The sequence below is a fragment of the Streptomyces sp. NBC_00683 genome (genome assembly GCF_036226745.1).
Taxonomy (GTDB): Bacteria; Actinomycetota; Actinomycetes; order Streptomycetales; family Streptomycetaceae; genus Streptomyces.
In genome coordinates this window covers 1,133,567-1,149,345 of sequence record NZ_CP109013.1, presented here as the reverse complement: position 1 = coordinate 1,149,345, position 15,779 = coordinate 1,133,567, and the positions used below count along the sequence as shown (strand labels likewise).

Here is a 15,779-nt window from a genome sequence, read left to right as displayed (position 1 = left end):
TCCTGCGCGGCCCCGGGGCACGCGATTGCTCCTGACCGCCGGTCCCGGCACGCGGGTCAGGCGATGAGCCCGATCACCGCCTCGGGCGTCAGCATCCGGAAGGTGAAGGCCTGATGGAAGTAGAGCCGGATGTCCGTGGCGTCGTGGTCCAGGTAGCCGATGGACAGATCCTGGCCCAGGCACAGTTCGAAGTCGCCGCCGCGGGTGGACAGCAGCACCCCGCCCTTGACCGCGGGCGCCCACAGGATCGGTTCGTCGAGCACCCGGGCCAGGTGGGTGGCCACCGGATAGCCGTGGTCGGAGGTCTCGGTGGCCTCGGTGAACGCGTCGGCGCCGAGGAGCAGCCGGTACGGTCCGTCGACACCGGCCAGCCGCAGCCGGGTCAGTGCCTGGCTCACGGCGGCCGGGTAGTCCCGGGCGTCCGCGGGAAGCGCGAGAGGGGTGTGCGAGGAACCGTCCCGCAGGCCCGTGATGCCGGCCGCCGCGTACCCGTCGATGACGGCCATGTCCTCGGCGAACGCACAGGTGCGGGCCGCGTCCTTGACGGGCTGCCAGTCGCTGTCCTCGGAGCCGCGTTCCACGTCGTCGACGGCCGCCCGGGTCACCGTGAACGGCACCCGCCACTCGATGACGGGCGTGGACGTGCGGGCGCGGGCGATCACGTCGGGGGTGGGCGGGTCGATGTCGCGCAGGTGCCCGTCGCCGATGGCCGCCAGGCCGGGGCCCTCCGGGTCATGGACGTCCACCACACGACGGCCGGCCACATGGCGGCTGAAGGTGCGCCGGGCTTCTTCTTCGATCTGGTCCCAGGCGGCGCCGGTGACGGGGGCCAGTTCGCGGTGGAGGTTGTTCATCATTGGGCGCTTTCTTGCAGGCTGCCGATGCGCAGCGAACCGTCACGGACCGCCGCGGCGGACGGGGACTGCGGCACCGGCGCGGGCGCCGGCTCCGGCAGGGCCTCGGAACCGGCGGGGGCGGGCAACGGCGGAGGGGCGTCGAGGAAATCGGCGCTGGGGGCGTGGAAGAGCGTGCCGGTGACGGCCGTGGAGAAGTCGAGAATGCGGTCGTGGGTGCCGGGCGGGCTGCCGAGGAACATGTTGCGGAGCATCTGCTCGGTCACTCCGGGATCGGCGGCGTACCCGATGAAGTACGTGCCGAATTCGCCCTGTTCGAAGCTGCCGAACGGCATGTTGGCGCGCAGGATGTCGTGTTCGGTGCCGTCCGGATCGGTGATGGTGTTCAGCGCGACATGGGAGTCGGCGGGCTTGACGTCGTCGGCGAGCTCGATGTCGCTGAACTTGGTGCGGCCGATGATCCGTTCCTGCTGCTCGGTGCTGAGACCGTTCCAGCCGGCCAGGTCGTGGAGGTACTTCTGCACGATGATGTAGCTGCCGCCGGCGAAGGCGGGATCGCTGTCGCCGACCAGGGCCGCCGCCAGGGCGTCCTTGCCCACGGGGTTCTCCGTACCGTCGACGAAGCCGAGCAGATCCCGGTGGTCGAAGTAGCGGAATCCGTGGACCTCGTCGACGACCTTCACCGCGCCGCCCAGCCTGCCGAGCAGCTGGGACGCCCACTCGTAGCAGACGTCCATCTGTTCCGCCCGGACATGGAACAGCAGATCGCCGGGGGTGGCGGGAGCATGATGCAGCGGACCCCGCAACTCCTGGAACGGATGCAGGGAGGCCGGCCTTGGACCCGAGAACAGCCGGTCCCAGGCGTCCGAGCCGAAACCCGTCACGCACGCCAGCCCGGCGCTCGGCACCCGGAAGCCGATCGAGCGGGCGAAGGCGGCGAGATCGGGCAGCACCTCGCGCACCGCGGACTCGCCCCCCGGCTCGATCGTGGCGACCAGGACCAGCGCGGCGCTGGTCAGCGGTGTGACGACGGGCTGGACGGCGACGGGATCCGGGACGGCCTCGGGCATGCGCGCACTCCGTGGGTGGTGGCAGGGCTCCCTGCCACTAATCCACAGCCCCGTCCCGGCCGCACCCCGGGCGGTCCGGCCGGGCGAAGGCGCGGCCCCGGTCAGCCGGTGGCGGTCTCCGACCTGTCGCCGCCCCAGAGCGTGTGGAACGAGCCTTCGCGGTCCGTGCGCCGGTAGGTGTGCGCCCCGAAGAAGTCCCGCTGGCCCTGTGTGAGTGCCGCCGGCAGCCGGTCGGCGCGGAGCCCGTCGTAGTACGAGAGCGCCGCGGCGAAACCGGGGGTCGGCACACCCTGGCGTACGGCCTCGGCGACCACCGAGCGCCAGTCGTCCTGCGCCGCGCCGATCTCCTCGGCGAACTGCTTGTCGGAGAGCAGGCTCAGCAGGTCGGGGCGGGTGTCGTACGCCGCCCTGATCCGGTCCAGGAACGCGGCGCGGATGATGCACCCGGCCCGCCAGATCGCAGACACCGCCCCGAGGTCGATGTCCCAGCCGTAGGCGTCGCTGCCCGCCCTGATCTGGTGGAAGCCCTGCGTGTACGAGACGATCTTCGATGCGTACAGCGCCTGCTCGACCCGGTCGGCGAAGGCCGCCGCGTCCGCCGCGTCCAGTGCGGTGGCGGACGGGCCCGGCAGATCACGGGCCGCCTCGCGCAGGTCGGCGTGTCCCGACAGGGAGCGGGCGAAGACAGCCTCGGCGATCCCGGACACGGGCACACCCAGGTCGAGCGCGATCTGCACGGTCCAGCGGCCGGTGCCCTTCTGCTCCGCCCGGTCCTGCACGACGTCGACGAAAGGCCGCCCCGTCGCCTCGTCCGTGTGGGCGAGCACCTCGGCCGTGATCTCGATCAGGTAGGAGTCGAGGCGCCCGGTGTTCCAGCTCCGGAAGGTCTCGGCGATCCGGGCGGGGGAGTAGCCGGCGACGGCCCGCAGCAGGTCGTACGCCTCCGCGATGAGCTGCATGTCCGCGTACTCGATGCCGTTGTGGACCATTTTCACGAAGTGCCCGGCGGCGTCCGGCCCGATGTGGGTGGTGCACGGTGAGCCGTCCTTCGCCTTGGCGGCGATCTTCTCCAGCATCGGTCCCAGCGACGCGTAGGACTCCTCGGAACCGCCGGGCATGATGCTCGGCCCGTTCAGCGCACCCTCCTCGCCGCCGGAGATGCCCACGCCGACGAAGTGGATCCCGCGTTCGCGCAGCTCCTTCTCGCGGCGGCGGGTGTCCTCGAAGTGGGCGTTGCCGCCGTCGATGATGACGTCGCCGTCCTCCAGGAGCGGGGCGAACTCCTTGATCACGGCGTCGGTCGGCTCACCCGCCTTGACCATGATGACCAGGCGGCGGGGGCGCTCCAGGGCTGCGACGAACTCCTGCGGGGTGTGCGCGGCGACGAATGTGCCCTCCTGGCCGAACTCCTCGACGAGGGCGTCGGTCTTCGCGGTGGTGCGGTTGTGCACGGCGACGGTGAAGCCGTTGCGGGCGAAGTTGCGGGCGAGGTTGCGGCCCATCACCGCGAGTCCTGTGACGCCGATCTGCGCAGTGCCGCTCATGTGGGTGCTCCTGCAATCTGTTCGGGGATGCCGGTCAGGGATACGGGTTTTTGCGGGTGGGTGTTCAGCGGGCGGTCTCCTCGCCCAGGAGGTCCTCCTCCTCGGGAATCACGTGCATCGCCGCTTCCTCGGCCGATGCCGCCGCACCGTCGATGCCGACGTCCTGGGCGGTGAGTGTGGCCGGGACGTGGCCGTCGCCACCCTGGGTGAGGCGTCCGGCGCGGTCGGTGCCCACTTCCGTGTCGTAGAGCTCGCCGTCCCCGTCGGCCAGATCTCCCGGCCCGTCGCCGTCTTCGGAGACTTCGGGAACCTCCCTGGTCAGACGGGTGTCGAGGGACTGGCCCGTGTGCCCTTCCGTCGCGGTGGTGCCTTCGTCGTTCACCGCCCACGGCCGCTCGGGCGGTGTGTACCCCTCGTCGAGGACGTCGGTGACCCCTGTGGTCTCCAGGGTGTCCTCCACATCGAGCAGGTCGTCGGGGTCGGAGGCTTCCGGTTCCTGGGGCTGGTAGACGTCGTCCCCCCGGTCGGTGTCGCTCATGGTGTCTTCCTTTCGATCCGGGGGTGGGTGGGGCTGCCGCCGCGTCCGCGGGGCGCCGGGGTTCGTCGCGCCCGTTCCGGGTCCCTGTACGCAATTCCACTCCGGTCCAGCGGGCACCGCAACGGAAGCGGTGCACGGGAGGGCGTGACGAAACCTTAGATGACAATGAAAACGATTATCGATAGCGTGTGGGCGTCGGACAGGGCAGCCCCCGAGCAGGGGGTGAGATCTGCCTGCCCGCCATTCCCAACGGCACTGTGAGAAGGGGGAGCTCGTGGCTCACCTGTTGGTGGTCGAGAGCTGGGTCGGATCGATGAGCAGGCTGCTGCCGCGGGCACTGGACGAGGGCGGGCATCACTTCACCTTCCTCACCCGCGACCTGCAGCATTACCTCCGCTCCGCACCCGAGGGCACGGCCCATCCGCTGCTCACCGCACGGAACGTCGTCACGGCACCGACCAATGACCTCGGCATGCTGCTTCCGCTGGCCGAGCGGCTGCACGGAGCCCTCCCCTTCGACGGGGTGATCACCTCCTGCGACTACTACCTGCCCGCGGCCGCCCGGATCGCCGCCCGGCTCGGTCTGCGGGGCCCGTCACCCGAGGCGATGGAGAACGCCTGCCGCAAGGACGCCACCCGCCGGATCCTGGCCGCCGCGGGCCTACCGGGACCCCGGTTCGCGGTCTGCGAGGACGCGGTCGCCGCGGACAGCGCGGCGCGGGACATCGGCTACCCGCTGGTGGTCAAGCCGGTGGACCTGTGCGCGGGCATGCTCGTCCGGCGTGTGGACGACGCGGCGCAACTGGCCGCGGCCTGCCGTGCGTTGGAAGCGTTCCCCGTCAACGCCCGTGGACAGCGCCGCACGGCCCACATCCTCCTCGAGGAGTTCCTCCGGGGCCCCGAGGTCAGCGTCGAGACCGTGACGTACGAAGGCACCGTCCACGTCGTCGGGGTGACCGACAAGAGCGTCGGCGGTGCGCCGGCCTTCGTCGAGACCGGCCACATGTTCCCCGCCGACCTCACGCCCGACGGGGTCGCCGCCGCCGCGGACACCGCCGTACGCGCCGGAGCCGCACTCGGACTCGACGACGTCGTGGCGCACACCGAGATCAAACTGACCGCCGACGGACCCCGCGTCGTGGAGGTCAACCCGCGCCCCGCGGGAAACCGCATCACCGAACTCGTACGTCACGTCACCGGCATCGACCTCGCCACCGCCTGCGTCGACGTGGCGCTCGGCCGTCGGCCCGATCTCCGTCGGCGCGACACCGGACTGCGCAGTGCCGCCATCGGATTCCTGGTCCCGGACGCCACGGGCACGCTGGCCTCCGTCGAGGGCTCCGCCGGGATGCGCGACGCCGACGGAGTGCTCGAGGTGCAGCTCGCCGAGCCGGGGCGGACGGTCGGGGCGGCGGACAGCAACAACGCCTACCTGGGCCACGTCATGGCGGGCGACACCGCAGGACTCGGTGCCCGCGACCGCGTCGAGTCGCTGCTCGCAGGCCTGCGCCCCCGGCTGGTGCGGTCATGACGACAACCGCTGCCACCGAGGCCGAGACCCTCACCTTCGACGTGCTCGTGGACCGCGCACTGGCCGGGGAACTGGGGCCGGATCCCCGTACCCGCCGGATCGCCGTGGCCTTCACGACGTCCCAGGCCGTACGGCACGACGGGCGGCGCGGCGGGTACCGCAACGAGGTGCTCAGCCTCCGCCTCGGCCGGGCCGTCGGCTCGTGCTCCGTCGAACCCGGCGCCCTCCCGCCCGGGACGGTCGACGACTGCGCCGGTGCGGACGTGGCCGGCCTCCTCGCCCATCCGCTGCTGCCGGTACGGGTCGCGGCGCTGGACGCCTACCTGATGGACGTCCTGCCCCACACCCGGGCGGACGGTGCGCACGCCGTGGCCGTACCCGCCGGGACGTCGATCGAGCGCTCCCGTGCGCGGGCGAAGACCGTCGTCGACCTGCTGGCCGTCGCACCAGGCGGCACCGTCCTCGTCGTCGGGGTCGTCAACTCCCTGCTGGCCGAACTGCGCACACGGGGACTCACCGTCCTGCCGTGCGACCTGAAGGGCGGCACCACCGAATGGGGCGAACCCATCGCCACCGACGCCTTGGGCGGAGTCGCGCACTGCGACGCCGTGCTGGCCTCCGGCATGACGCTCGGCAACGGAACCTTCGATCCGCTGCGCCGGCACGCCCTGGACCACGGCAAGCCCCTCGTCATGTTCGCGCAGACAGGGAGCGCGGTGCTGCCCCGCTTCCTCGGCGCCGGAGTGGCCGCGGTCTGCGCGGAGCCGTACCCCTTCTTCTGGCTCGACGGCGGACCCGGCACCGTCCACCGCTACCGGGCGGGCGACAGGGCACCCGGTACCGGCCACGGACACCCGGCGGACGACGGAGGCACTCCGTGACCACGGCAGCACCGCAGACCCTCGCTCCCCACCGCGAACTCCTCGCACTCCTCGGCCGCACCCCGCTGGCCAGGATCACGACAGGTCTCCCGGCACCCCACCCCGGCTTCTGGGCCAAGCTCGAAGGGCACGCCGTCGGCGGTATGAAGGCACGGGCCGCGGTCTCGATGCTCCTCGGAGCCGAGGAACGCGGCGAACTACGCCCCGGAGCACCCGTGGTGGAGTCCACGTCCGGCACCCTCGGCATAGGCCTCGCCTTCGCGGGACAGGCGCTCGGCCATCCCGTCGTCCTGGTCGGCGACAGTGAACTCGAACCATCCATGCGGCAGTTGCTGCGCGCCTACGGCGCCCGGCTGGAGCTCGTCGACCGTCCCGCGGAACGGGGTGGCTGGCAGGGCGCCCGCCTGGAACGGCTGCACGACCTGCTCGGCCGGCTGCCCGGTGCCTACTGGCCCGACCAGTACAACAACCCCGACAACACAGCCGGTTACGCCTCCCTCGCCGCCGAACTGGCCACCCAGCTCGACCACCTGGACATCCTCGTGTGCAGCGTCGGCACCGGTGGGCACAGCGCCGGGATCGCCGGACCGCTGCGCAGACACTGGCCCGCCCTGCGCATGATCGCCGTCGACTCCACGGGATCCACCATCTTCGGGCAGTCCGCGGCACCCCGTCTGATGCGCGGGCTCGGCAGCAGCATCCATCCGCGCAACGTGGCGTACGACGTCTTCGACGAGGTCCACTGGATCGGTCCGGCCGAGGCCGCCGACACCTGCCGGCGCCTCGCCCGGGGCAACTTCGTCAGCGGAGGCTGGAGCACCGGCGCCGTCGCACGCGTGGCCGCGTGGGCCGCCCGCACCCAGCCGGGCGCGGCCGTCGCCACCGTCTTCCCCGACGGACCGCACCGCTACCTCGGAAGCGTCTACGACGACGACTTCACGACCGCCCACGGAATCGCCCCGGACCTGGCGGCCACCGAACCCGTCGAGATCCCGCACCCGCGCGCCGCCCAGAACACCGGATGGGCCAGGTGCACCACCGTCACCGATCCCCTCGCCGAACACCTGGAGAGGCAGCGGTGAACGTCACCCAGCACACCGGCCGGCTCGTCCTCGCGGAACCGCTGCGCATCTCGCGCTCGACCATGACCTCGCGCGACGCCGTGCGGCTGACCGTCGAGCACGAAGGGCTGCGCGGTCACGGCGAGGCCGTCACGAGCGTCTTCTACGGCCTCGACACCCCTGCTCTGCAACGCCTGTTGGCCGACGTGGCGGGGCGGCTCACCCGCTTCGCCGGACCGGAGACCGCCCTGCACGCCCTGCGCGTAGGTGAGCTCACCACTTCGGAGACACCCGCCGCGGTGACCGCAGCCACGGAAGCGGCACTCCTCGACCTGGTCGGCAAACGCACCGCCACCTCCGTACACGGGTTCCTCGGCTCCCACGAAGCACCGAGGGCCGCCACCGCCCGCACGATCTCCCTCACCTCTCCTGGCCGGGCGGCAGCCAGGGCCCGCCTGCTGGCCGACGCCGGGTTCTCCGTCATCAAGATCAAGGCGGGCGACCGGGACCAGGAGGTGGATCTGGACCGCGTACGGGCCGTGCGCGCGGCAGCTCCCGGCGCACGGCTCCTCCTCGACCCGAACGGGGCCTGGTCCGCGGGGCAGGCGCGCACGCTCCTGCCCCGGTTCGCCGAACTCGGCATCGAGGCCGTGGAGCAGCCGCTCGCCCCCGGCGACCCGGAGGCCCTGGCGCGACTCGCTGCCCGGTCCCCGCTGCCCGTCATCGCGGACGAGGACGCGGTCACCTACGAGGACGCCCGGCGGCTCGCCGGACGCGTCCACGGAATCAACGTCAAACTCGCCAAGTGCGGTGGACTCCACGCCGCACTGCGGATCGCCGCCCTGATCGAGGGCAGCGGCACGGACCTGATGCTCGGCTGCCTGACCGCCAGCACCCTCGGTATCGCCCCGGCGGTCCACATCGCCGACCGTGCCCGCTGGATCGACCTCGACGGACACCTGCTGCTCGCCCACGACCCCTGGACCGGCATCGGCGGCACCGACGGCTTCGTGGGAACGACCGGCCGGCCGGGGCTCGGCGTGCGACAGCGCACCGCGGCCGAGCACAAGGTGTCCGAGGAGGCGGCGTCATGAGGACCTGGCACGAGATCCGCAGCTTCCCGCTCGCCATCCGGCTCCTCCTCGTCAACCAACTCGGGGTCAACACGGGCTTCTACCTGCTCATCCCCTTCCTGGCCGTCCACCTCGGCGACAACCTGGGCATGTCCGCAGCCGTCGTCGGCATCGTCCTCGGTGTCCGCAACCTCAGCCAGCAGGGCCTCTTCCTCATCGGCGGGTCGGCCGCCGACCGGCTGGGGGCGCGCGGCGTCATCGTCGCCGGCTGCGCGATACGCACCGTCGGCTTCGCCCTGTTCGCCCTCGGCGACGGACTGCCGGTCCTGCTCGCCGCCTCGGTGCTCAGCGGGGTGGCAGGGGCCCTCTTCAACCCCGCCGTCCGCACCTACCTCTCCCAGGAGGCGGGGGAGCGCAAGGCCGAGGCCTTCGCGCTCTTCCATGTCTTCGCGACCACCGGCGCCCTCTTGGGCCCGCTCCTGGGCAGCGCCCTGCTCCTCGTCGACTTCCGGGCCTCCGCGCTCACCGCCGCAGCGATATTCGCCCTGCTCACGGTCGCCCAGGCCATGGTCCTCCCCGCCCGCGACGTGCCACCGGCCACGAGCAGCGTCACCGCCGACTGGCGGGAGGCCGTCGGCAACCGCGCCTTCCTCGCCTTCGCCCTGGTCATGGTCGGCATGTTCACCCTGGAGAACCAGCTCTACCTCCTGCTGCCCGACAGTGCCCGGAGGGCCACCGGCTGGGACGGTGCGGCCGGACTCGTCTTCCTCGTCGGTACGCTCGCCGGCCTCGCCCTGCAACTCCGCATCACCCGCGTACTGAAACGACGCGGCAGCAGGGGCCGCTGGATAGCCACCGGGCTCGCCCTCATGGCCCTCGCCTTCATACCGCCCATGACACTGGCCGGGACCGGGGCACCGCCCGACGGTCCCACGGACGCCGTCCTGCGTGCCCTGCCCGTACTGGCCGGAGCCTTCCTGCTCCACCTCGGGATCATGACCGCGCAGCCGTTCGTCATGGAACTGATCCCCGGATTCGGGCGGCCCGAACTGACGGGAACCTACTTCGGGATCTTCTACGCGGTGTCCGGCATCGCCGCGGCAGTCGGCAACACAGCCGTCGGCTGGGCGATGGACGCGGCCGGGAGTGGCGGGGCGGGGAGCGCCGCCGGCCTACTGCCCTGGGTCTGCTGCCTCCTGCTCGGCCTCGTATCCGCGGGGGGCGTGGCATGGCTCCACCGCACCGGCACCCTTCCCGCGGCGCACCCGGCACCCGTACCGGTGACGGCATGAAGCACACGGGGCCCGAAGAGACGGGGAACCTGCTCACCGACCGCCCCGCGCTGTACGAGGCACGGTTCCCCGACCCCGGCCGGCTCGCCGGCCAATGGGCCGAGGACTGCCTGCGCCGGTACGGGGCGGGCCCGGCGGTCCTGGACCTGGGCTGCGGCACCGGACGCGACGCCGCCCACCTCCACCGTGCAGGACGCCACGTCACGGCAGTCGACCTCTCCGCCTCGATGCTCGACCACGCCCGTACCCACCATCCCGGACCGGTCTACGCACGCGCCGACCTGAGCGGATTCGATCTCGGCCCGCGGGCCTTCGACGCCGCGGTGTGCCTGGACAGTTCGCTGCTGTACTGCCACACGAACGAACAGCTCGACGGCTTCCTCACATCCTGCCGCCGCGCCCTGGCCCCTGGCGGCCTGCTGGTCGCGGAGATGCGCAACGGCGCGTACTTCCTCGGCCGGAACGAACCACCCGCCGGGCCGGCCGTCGCGCAATTCACCTGGCACGGCACCACCTACCGCTCGACCACCGTCCTGGACGTGGACCGTACGGCCCAACTCCTGCGGCGTACCCGCACCTGGAGCACGGACGACGGCACACCGCCCGTCGAGGAGCGCTCCGCCTGGCGGCTGCTGTTCCCCCAGGAACTGCGCCACCTCCTCACCGTCCACGGCTTCGAGGTCCTCGTGCTGCACGACGGTCCCGGGCCGCGCACCGAACCGGCCTGGCGGCCGGGCGACGGCCCCGGACGCACGGCCGACGGTGACCGCCTCCACGTCGTGGCGCGCCGCACCGCCTGAGAACCATCCCCATGCAACTTCCGTCAACAGGAGATCAGCCATGCCCAATTCGCCCAGTTCGCACGACAGTTACCCCGGCCTTCGCAGGCGCGGCTTCCTGGCCGCAGCCGGGGGAGCGGCCGGCCTCGGCGCACTCGCACTCACCGGATGCTCCGGCAGCGGCACCACCGACCATTCCGCCGCCGGGGGAGAGAGCACCCCGCGACGCGGCGGACGGCTGCGCGCCGCATTCGCCGGCGGTGGTGCGAGCGAGACGCTCGACCCCCACCTGGGCAACCTCTTCGCCGACGCGGCCCGTGCCAAGGCGCTCTTCGACAAGCTCGCCGACTACGGCGCGGACCTGTCCGCCGAGCCACGACTGGCCGAGAAATGGGAGCCGAACGCGGCGCTCGACCGCTGGACCGTCACCCTGCGGCAGGCCGACTTCCACAATGGGAAGCCGGTGACCGCCGCCGACGTCCTGTACAGCTACCGCCGCATCGCCGACCCGGAGAAGGCGTACCGGGCACGGGCCTCCCTGGAGCCCATCGACCTGAAGGCGAGCCGCGCCACCGGGGAGCGGACCGTCGAGTTCGTACTCAAACGGCCGACGGCCGAACTCCCCAACGTACTCGCCGCGTTCGGTACGTACATCGTCCCGGACGGCGCCACCGGATTCGATCGGCGACCTGTCGGCTCGGGTCCCTTCCGGTTCGTCTCCTTCGTACCCGGGCGCTCCACCGTCCTGCGCCGCAACGACGACTACTGGGACGGCGCCCCGCACCTCGACGAGCTCGAATTCGTCGTCGCCAACGAGGAGTCAGCCCGCGTCAACGCCCTCCTCGGCGGCCAGGTCGAATACGCGCACGAGCTGAACCCCGCCACCGGCCGCGCACACGAGAAGGCCGGCAGCATCGAGATCGTCCGGTTGCGGAACAGCGCCATGCAGGCCTTCGCCATGAAGACCGACCGGCCGCCCTTCGACGACCCCCGCGTCCGCGAGGCGTTCTTCCACATCGCAGACCGCAAGGAACTCGTGGACGGTGCGCTCTCCGGCGCGGGCGAGATCGGCAACGACCTCTTCGGCAAGGGGTACGAGTACTACGCGGACGAACTCCCGCAGCGCGTACAGGACATCGACCGCGCCCGCCACCTCCTCAAGCAGGCCGGCGCGGAGAACCTGAAGGTCACCCTCGACACATCCGCCGTCGCCACCGGGTTCACCGAAGCCGCAGGAATCTTCCGCGACCAGGCGGCTCGTGCCGGGGTGACCGTCACCGTCCGGACGGGCAGCAAGGACTCCTACTGGAAGGACATCCTCGATTCCGGCACCCTGTGCTGCTACCGGTCCGGAGCCATGCCCATCGAGTCGCACATCTCCCAGCGGCTGCTCACCGGCTCCACCACCAACGCGACCAAGTGGCAGGACAAGAGCTTCGACACGCTCTACCAGCAGGCCCAGTCCACCAAGGACAAGGCGGGACGCGATGCCCTCTACGGCCGCATGCAGCGCCAACTGCACACCCGGGGCGGCTTCCTCGTCTGGGGATTCGGGGACTGGATCCTCGGCACCGCACGCTCCGTACGGGGCGTCGCGCGCGAGGCACCCGCCAACACCCTGGACTGGGCGCGCTTCGACAAGGTCTGGCTGGCGTGAACGGACTGCGTTCCTGGATCGCCCGGCGGCTGCTCCTCGGCGTGGCGCAGACCGGGGCCGTCGTGCTGCTGGTCTTCGCACTCACCGAGGCGCTGCCGGGCGACGCCGCCGTGGCCTTCGCCGGCGACCAGCCCGACCCGGCACGCATCGCGGCCGTACGCGAGGCGATGGAGCTCGACGAACCCGCGCACGTCCGGCTGGCCGACTGGGCGACGGGCCTGCTGCACGGGGACTTCGGGACCTCGCTCACCTCCGGCCGGCCCGTGGCAGCCTTCCTCGCGGACGGCTTCGGACCGACCCTGCTCCTCGCGACCCTCACCGTGCTGCTCCTCGTCCCCGTCGGAGTCGGACTCGGAGTGCTCGCCGCCCGCCGCGAGGGCCGGCTCACGGACCGGCTCATCAGCTCGGCGACCCTCGGTGTCTACGCCGTCCCCGAATTCGCCCTGGGGGTGGTGCTGGTGAGCGTGTTCGCCCTCCGGCTCGGCTGGTTCCCGCCGACCGCCGTGGGCTACGGCACCGACCTGCTCGCGCACCCGGCCGCCCTCGTCCTGCCCGTGCTGGTGCTGCTCGCGCGGCCGGTCTGCTCGCTGTCCCGGCTGGTCCGGGCGGGAATGATCGAGGCGCTCGCCGCCCCGTACTCCGCCCAGGCCCGCCGCTACGGAATCTCCGGCGCACGCATCCGGTACGGGCACGCTCTGCCCAACGCCCTTGCTCCCGCCACCCAGCAGCTCGCCCGCACCATCGACTGGCTGCTGTGCGGCGTCGTCGTCGTGGAGGCGCTGTACGTCATCCCCGGACTCGGCACCGTACTCATGAACGCGGTGGCCGACCGCGACATCCCCGTGGTGCAGGGGCTCGCCGTGGTCTTCGGCCTCGCCACCGTCGTCATCAACCTCGGCGCCGATCTTGTCACCCATCATTTCGCGCCACGGTCGGGGGTGGCGGCGTGAAGCGGCTCGGGAGGTACGGGCCCGGCGCGGCCATTGCCGGAGTGCCGCTCGGCCTCGCCGTCCTCGGGCCGCTCCTCGTGGGCGAACCCTCGGCCCGCGCAGCCTCCTTCACCCTCGGCGGCGGCCACTGGCTCGGCACCGACTTCGTAGGCCGTGACGTCCTGGACCAGGTGCTGCTCGGCGGACGGTCCGTGGTCCTGGTCGCGCTGGTCGCGACGGCCCTCGCCTATCTGGTCGCCCTGCCCCTCGGGCTGATCAGTGCCCTCACCCACCGCAGTTGGCTGGAGGAACTGCTGATGCGTCCGCTGGACGTACTGCTCGCCGTGCCCTCGCTCCTCATGATCCTGCTGGTCGCGGCGGCCTTTCCGCCAGGTGCCGCCGGACTCGCCCTGCTGGTCGCCGCCGTCTCGGTACCGGACGCCGCCCGCATCGTGCGCGCGGCCGCCGCGGAAGCCGCCTCCCGGCCCGCCGTGGAGGCCCTGCGGATGCAGGGCGAGAGCTGGTGGCGCATCGCCGTCGGCTACGTCGGACGGTCCATCCTGCGGACCCTGGCAGCCGACGCCGGGATCCGGCTGACCGGAGTGCTCTACCTGGTCGCCACAGCTGCCTTCCTCGGCATCGGGGTCGCCCCGGACGCCGCGGACTGGGCCGTGATGGTGGACCGCAACCGGACCGGACTGTTCGTCCAGCCGTGGGCGGTCGTCGTACCCGCCCTGCTCATCGTCGCGCTGACCATGGGCAGCAATCTGCTCGTCGACGCGGCCATGGAAAGCCGCACGCCGCCGAGGAAGGGCCGACGCCCATGAACCAGCACCCTGTACTCGCCGAGATCAGCCGGCTGAGCGTCGAGATCGACGGACGCGCCCTCGTCGACCGCGTCAGCCTCCGGGTCCGGGCAGGCACGGTCACCGCACTGGTCGGCGCGTCCGGCAGCGGCAAGACGACCACCGGCCTCGCCCTGCTCGGCGAGTACCCCGCGGGCGCCCGCGTGACGGGCGAGGTACGGGTGCACGACACCCGGGTCGGCTACGTACCCCAGCATCCCGCGGCCGTCCTCAACCCGGCCCGCCGCGTCGGCGCCCTGTTGCACGACATGGCGCGGCAGCAGGTGCGCGGCCTGCCCCGGGCCCGGCGTCGTACGGCGGCGGGACAGCGCGTGATCGAAGCGCTCGGTGACGCCCAGCTCGCCGACGCCGAAGCGCTGTTGCACCGCTATCCGCACCAGCTGTCCGGGGGACAGCAGCAGCGTGTCGTCATCGCCCAGGCGCTGCTGCTCGGCGCCCGTATCGTCGTCGCCGACGAGCCCACCACCGGGCAGGACGCCCTGACCAAGCGCCGCATCGTCGGACGGCTGGCAGCGGTGGCCCGCAAGGGCATCGCCGTCGTGCTGCTCAGCCACGACATGGACGTCGTACGCGAACTCGCGGACGAGGTAGTGGTGATGCGGGGCGGACGCGTGGTGGAACACGGGCCGGCGCACCGCGTGCTCGCGACCCCCACACATCCGTGGACGCAGGAGCTCCTGGCCGGACCGGGGACCATGCCGCACACGCAAGCAGGGAGCCCCGGTACCCCTGGAACGGAGGTGCTGCGGGTCGACCGGCTCGTCGCCCACCACCGGGCCGGGGGCGCCCCCGGCCACGTGCTGAGGGTGGCCGGACTCGCCCTCCGTACCGGTGAGTGCCTCGCCGTCGTCGGCCGCTCGGGCAGCGGCAAGACCACGCTCGCCCGGTGCCTCGCCGGACTCCACCGCGACCACGAAGGGGACGTTTCGCTCGACGGGAAGGCCCTGCCCCGGAGCCTGCGGGACCGGAGCCGCGAGCAGCTCGCCGCCGTGCAGTACGTCTTCCAGGACGCGCGGGCGGCCTTCGACGAACACCGGCCCGTTCTGGACCAGGTGGCACGCACGGCGGTACGGCTGCGCGGAACCGGCCGTGAGGAGGCGGTGCGGGAGGCCCGGCAGACCCTCGCGGACCTTGGACTGGGCGACGAGTTCGTACGAAGGCTCCCGGGGCGGCTCTCCGGCGGCGAACTCCAGCGCGCGGCGCTCGCCAGGGCGCTGCTCGCCCGGCCCCGGGTACTGGTGTGCGACGAGATCACCTCGGGACTCGACCCGATCGCCCGCCGCTCCCTGCTGGACCTGCTCGCCGCCCTGGTCCGGCGGGGGAACGGCCTCTGCATCGTGCTCGTCACCCACGACCTGGACACCGCGGCGCAGGCGGAGCGCATCGTCGTACTGGACGGTGGCGAGGTGGTCGAGGAGGGCACCGGGGAACAGATCCTGACCGCACCGGGCCACCCGTTCACCGTTGCGCTGCTCGGTGCGTCAACCCGCCGGGGGTCGGCCGTACGCCCCTGACCGGCCCGCACGGCCGCCTCACCTCGGCGAAGCGGAATCCGGATCACCTGTGCGGACGTACACTCGGCTCATGGGTCGCATCAGTGTCATGGGGAAGTGCCTGCACCAGGCCGCCCTCGATGCGTCCGCGAGCAGCCGCACCGTCCTGCACGGACACGGCTAGCGATCTTCAGCGGTTCCTGACCGGGGC

Annotated in this window: 14 protein-coding genes; 10 read left to right on the top strand and 4 right to left on the bottom strand. The window is 72.1% G+C overall.

The window, feature by feature from the left end; translation table 11 throughout:
* Positions 1 to 56: 56 nt before the first annotated feature.
* The 4 genes from OG257_RS05145 to OG257_RS05130 form a co-directional block, all read right to left on the bottom strand.
* Positions 57 to 854, bottom strand: coding sequence for a family 1 encapsulin nanocompartment shell protein (locus OG257_RS05145; protein WP_329214903.1), 798 nt, complete (start codon positions 852 to 854; stop codon positions 57 to 59).
* Entirely contained in the window at positions 854 to 1,924 is a 1,071-nt protein-coding gene (locus tag OG257_RS05140) for a Dyp-type peroxidase (RefSeq protein ID WP_329205121.1), read from the bottom strand. The genes OG257_RS05145 and OG257_RS05140 overlap by 1 nt, the downstream gene beginning before the upstream one ends.
* 101 nt (positions 1,925 to 2,025) lie before the next feature.
* A complete protein-coding gene (gene gndA, locus OG257_RS05135; RefSeq protein ID WP_329205119.1) occupies positions 2,026 to 3,468 on the bottom strand; it encodes an NADP-dependent phosphogluconate dehydrogenase in 1,443 nt (480 codons plus the stop codon).
* A gap of 64 nt (positions 3,469 to 3,532) precedes the next feature.
* Positions 3,533 to 4,006 (bottom strand): DUF5709 domain-containing protein, encoded by a 474-nt coding sequence (locus tag OG257_RS05130; RefSeq protein WP_329205117.1) that lies wholly within the window; start codon positions 4,004 to 4,006, stop codon positions 3,533 to 3,535.
* Between the two features lie 274 nt (positions 4,007 to 4,280).
* Between OG257_RS05130 and OG257_RS05125 the strand changes: the two genes are divergently transcribed.
* The 10 genes from OG257_RS05125 to OG257_RS05080 are packed head-to-tail and all read left to right on the top strand — an operon-like array spanning position 4,281 to position 15,589.
* A complete protein-coding gene (locus OG257_RS05125) occupies positions 4,281 to 5,537 on the top strand; it encodes an ATP-grasp domain-containing protein (protein WP_329205115.1) in 1,257 nt (418 codons plus the stop codon).
* Complete coding sequence (locus tag OG257_RS05120) at positions 5,534 to 6,418, top strand: Rossmann-like domain-containing protein (protein ID WP_329205111.1); 885 nt, start codon at positions 5,534 to 5,536, stop codon at positions 6,416 to 6,418. Before OG257_RS05125 ends, OG257_RS05120 begins: the two co-directional genes overlap by 4 nt.
* Complete coding sequence (locus OG257_RS05115; protein WP_329205109.1) at positions 6,415 to 7,500, top strand: PLP-dependent cysteine synthase family protein; 1,086 nt, start codon at positions 6,415 to 6,417, stop codon at positions 7,498 to 7,500. The genes OG257_RS05120 and OG257_RS05115 overlap by 4 nt, the downstream gene beginning before the upstream one ends.
* Entirely contained in the window at positions 7,497 to 8,573 is a 1,077-nt protein-coding gene (locus OG257_RS05110; protein ID WP_329205108.1) for an enolase C-terminal domain-like protein, read from the top strand. The genes OG257_RS05115 and OG257_RS05110 overlap by 4 nt, the downstream gene beginning before the upstream one ends.
* Entirely contained in the window at positions 8,570 to 9,844 is a 1,275-nt protein-coding gene (locus OG257_RS05105; RefSeq protein WP_329205106.1) for an MFS transporter, read from the top strand. Before OG257_RS05110 ends, OG257_RS05105 begins: the two co-directional genes overlap by 4 nt.
* The gene (locus OG257_RS05100; protein WP_329205105.1) at positions 9,841 to 10,644 is read left to right on the top strand and encodes a class I SAM-dependent DNA methyltransferase; all 804 of its coding nucleotides are present in this window, start codon (positions 9,841 to 9,843) and stop codon (positions 10,642 to 10,644) included. The genes OG257_RS05105 and OG257_RS05100 overlap by 4 nt, the downstream gene beginning before the upstream one ends.
* A 40-nt stretch (positions 10,645 to 10,684) precedes the next feature.
* Positions 10,685 to 12,280: an ABC transporter substrate-binding protein gene (locus tag OG257_RS05095; protein WP_329205104.1), complete on the top strand. Its 1,596-nt coding sequence runs from the start codon at positions 10,685 to 10,687 to the stop codon at positions 12,278 to 12,280.
* Positions 12,277 to 13,230, top strand: coding sequence for an ABC transporter permease (locus OG257_RS05090; RefSeq protein WP_329205102.1), 954 nt, complete (start codon positions 12,277 to 12,279; stop codon positions 13,228 to 13,230). The genes OG257_RS05095 and OG257_RS05090 overlap by 4 nt, the downstream gene beginning before the upstream one ends.
* Entirely contained in the window at positions 13,227 to 14,036 is an 810-nt protein-coding gene (locus OG257_RS05085; protein ID WP_329205100.1) for an ABC transporter permease, read from the top strand. Before OG257_RS05090 ends, OG257_RS05085 begins: the two co-directional genes overlap by 4 nt.
* Positions 14,033 to 15,589, top strand: a complete 1,557-nt coding sequence (locus OG257_RS05080; RefSeq protein WP_329205098.1) for an ABC transporter ATP-binding protein — start codon at positions 14,033 to 14,035, stop codon at positions 15,587 to 15,589. The genes OG257_RS05085 and OG257_RS05080 overlap by 4 nt, the downstream gene beginning before the upstream one ends.
* Positions 15,590 to 15,779: the final 190 nt, after the last annotated feature.

Bases quoted from the DNA above. Each gene is read 5' to 3' on its own strand.
- OG257_RS05145 (WP_329214903.1), bottom strand. From the start codon at position 854: ATGAACAACCTCCACCGCGAACTGGCCCCCGTCACCGGCGCCGCCTGG.
- OG257_RS05140 (WP_329205121.1), bottom strand. From the start codon at position 1,924: ATGCCCGAGGCCGTCCCGGATCCCGTCGCCGTCCAGCCCGTCGTCACA.
- gndA (WP_329205119.1), bottom strand. From the start codon at position 3,468: ATGAGCGGCACTGCGCAGATCGGCGTCACAGGACTCGCGGTGATGGGC.
- OG257_RS05130 (WP_329205117.1), bottom strand. From the start codon at position 4,006: ATGAGCGACACCGACCGGGGGGACGACGTCTACCAGCCCCAGGAACCG.
- OG257_RS05120 (WP_329205111.1), top strand. From the start codon at position 5,534: ATGACGACAACCGCTGCCACCGAGGCCGAGACCCTCACCTTCGACGTG.
- OG257_RS05105 (WP_329205106.1), top strand. From the start codon at position 8,570: ATGAGGACCTGGCACGAGATCCGCAGCTTCCCGCTCGCCATCCGGCTC.
- OG257_RS05100 (WP_329205105.1), top strand. From the start codon at position 9,841: ATGAAGCACACGGGGCCCGAAGAGACGGGGAACCTGCTCACCGACCGC.
- OG257_RS05095 (WP_329205104.1), top strand. From the start codon at position 10,685: ATGCCCAATTCGCCCAGTTCGCACGACAGTTACCCCGGCCTTCGCAGG.
- OG257_RS05080 (WP_329205098.1), top strand. From the start codon at position 14,033: ATGAACCAGCACCCTGTACTCGCCGAGATCAGCCGGCTGAGCGTCGAG.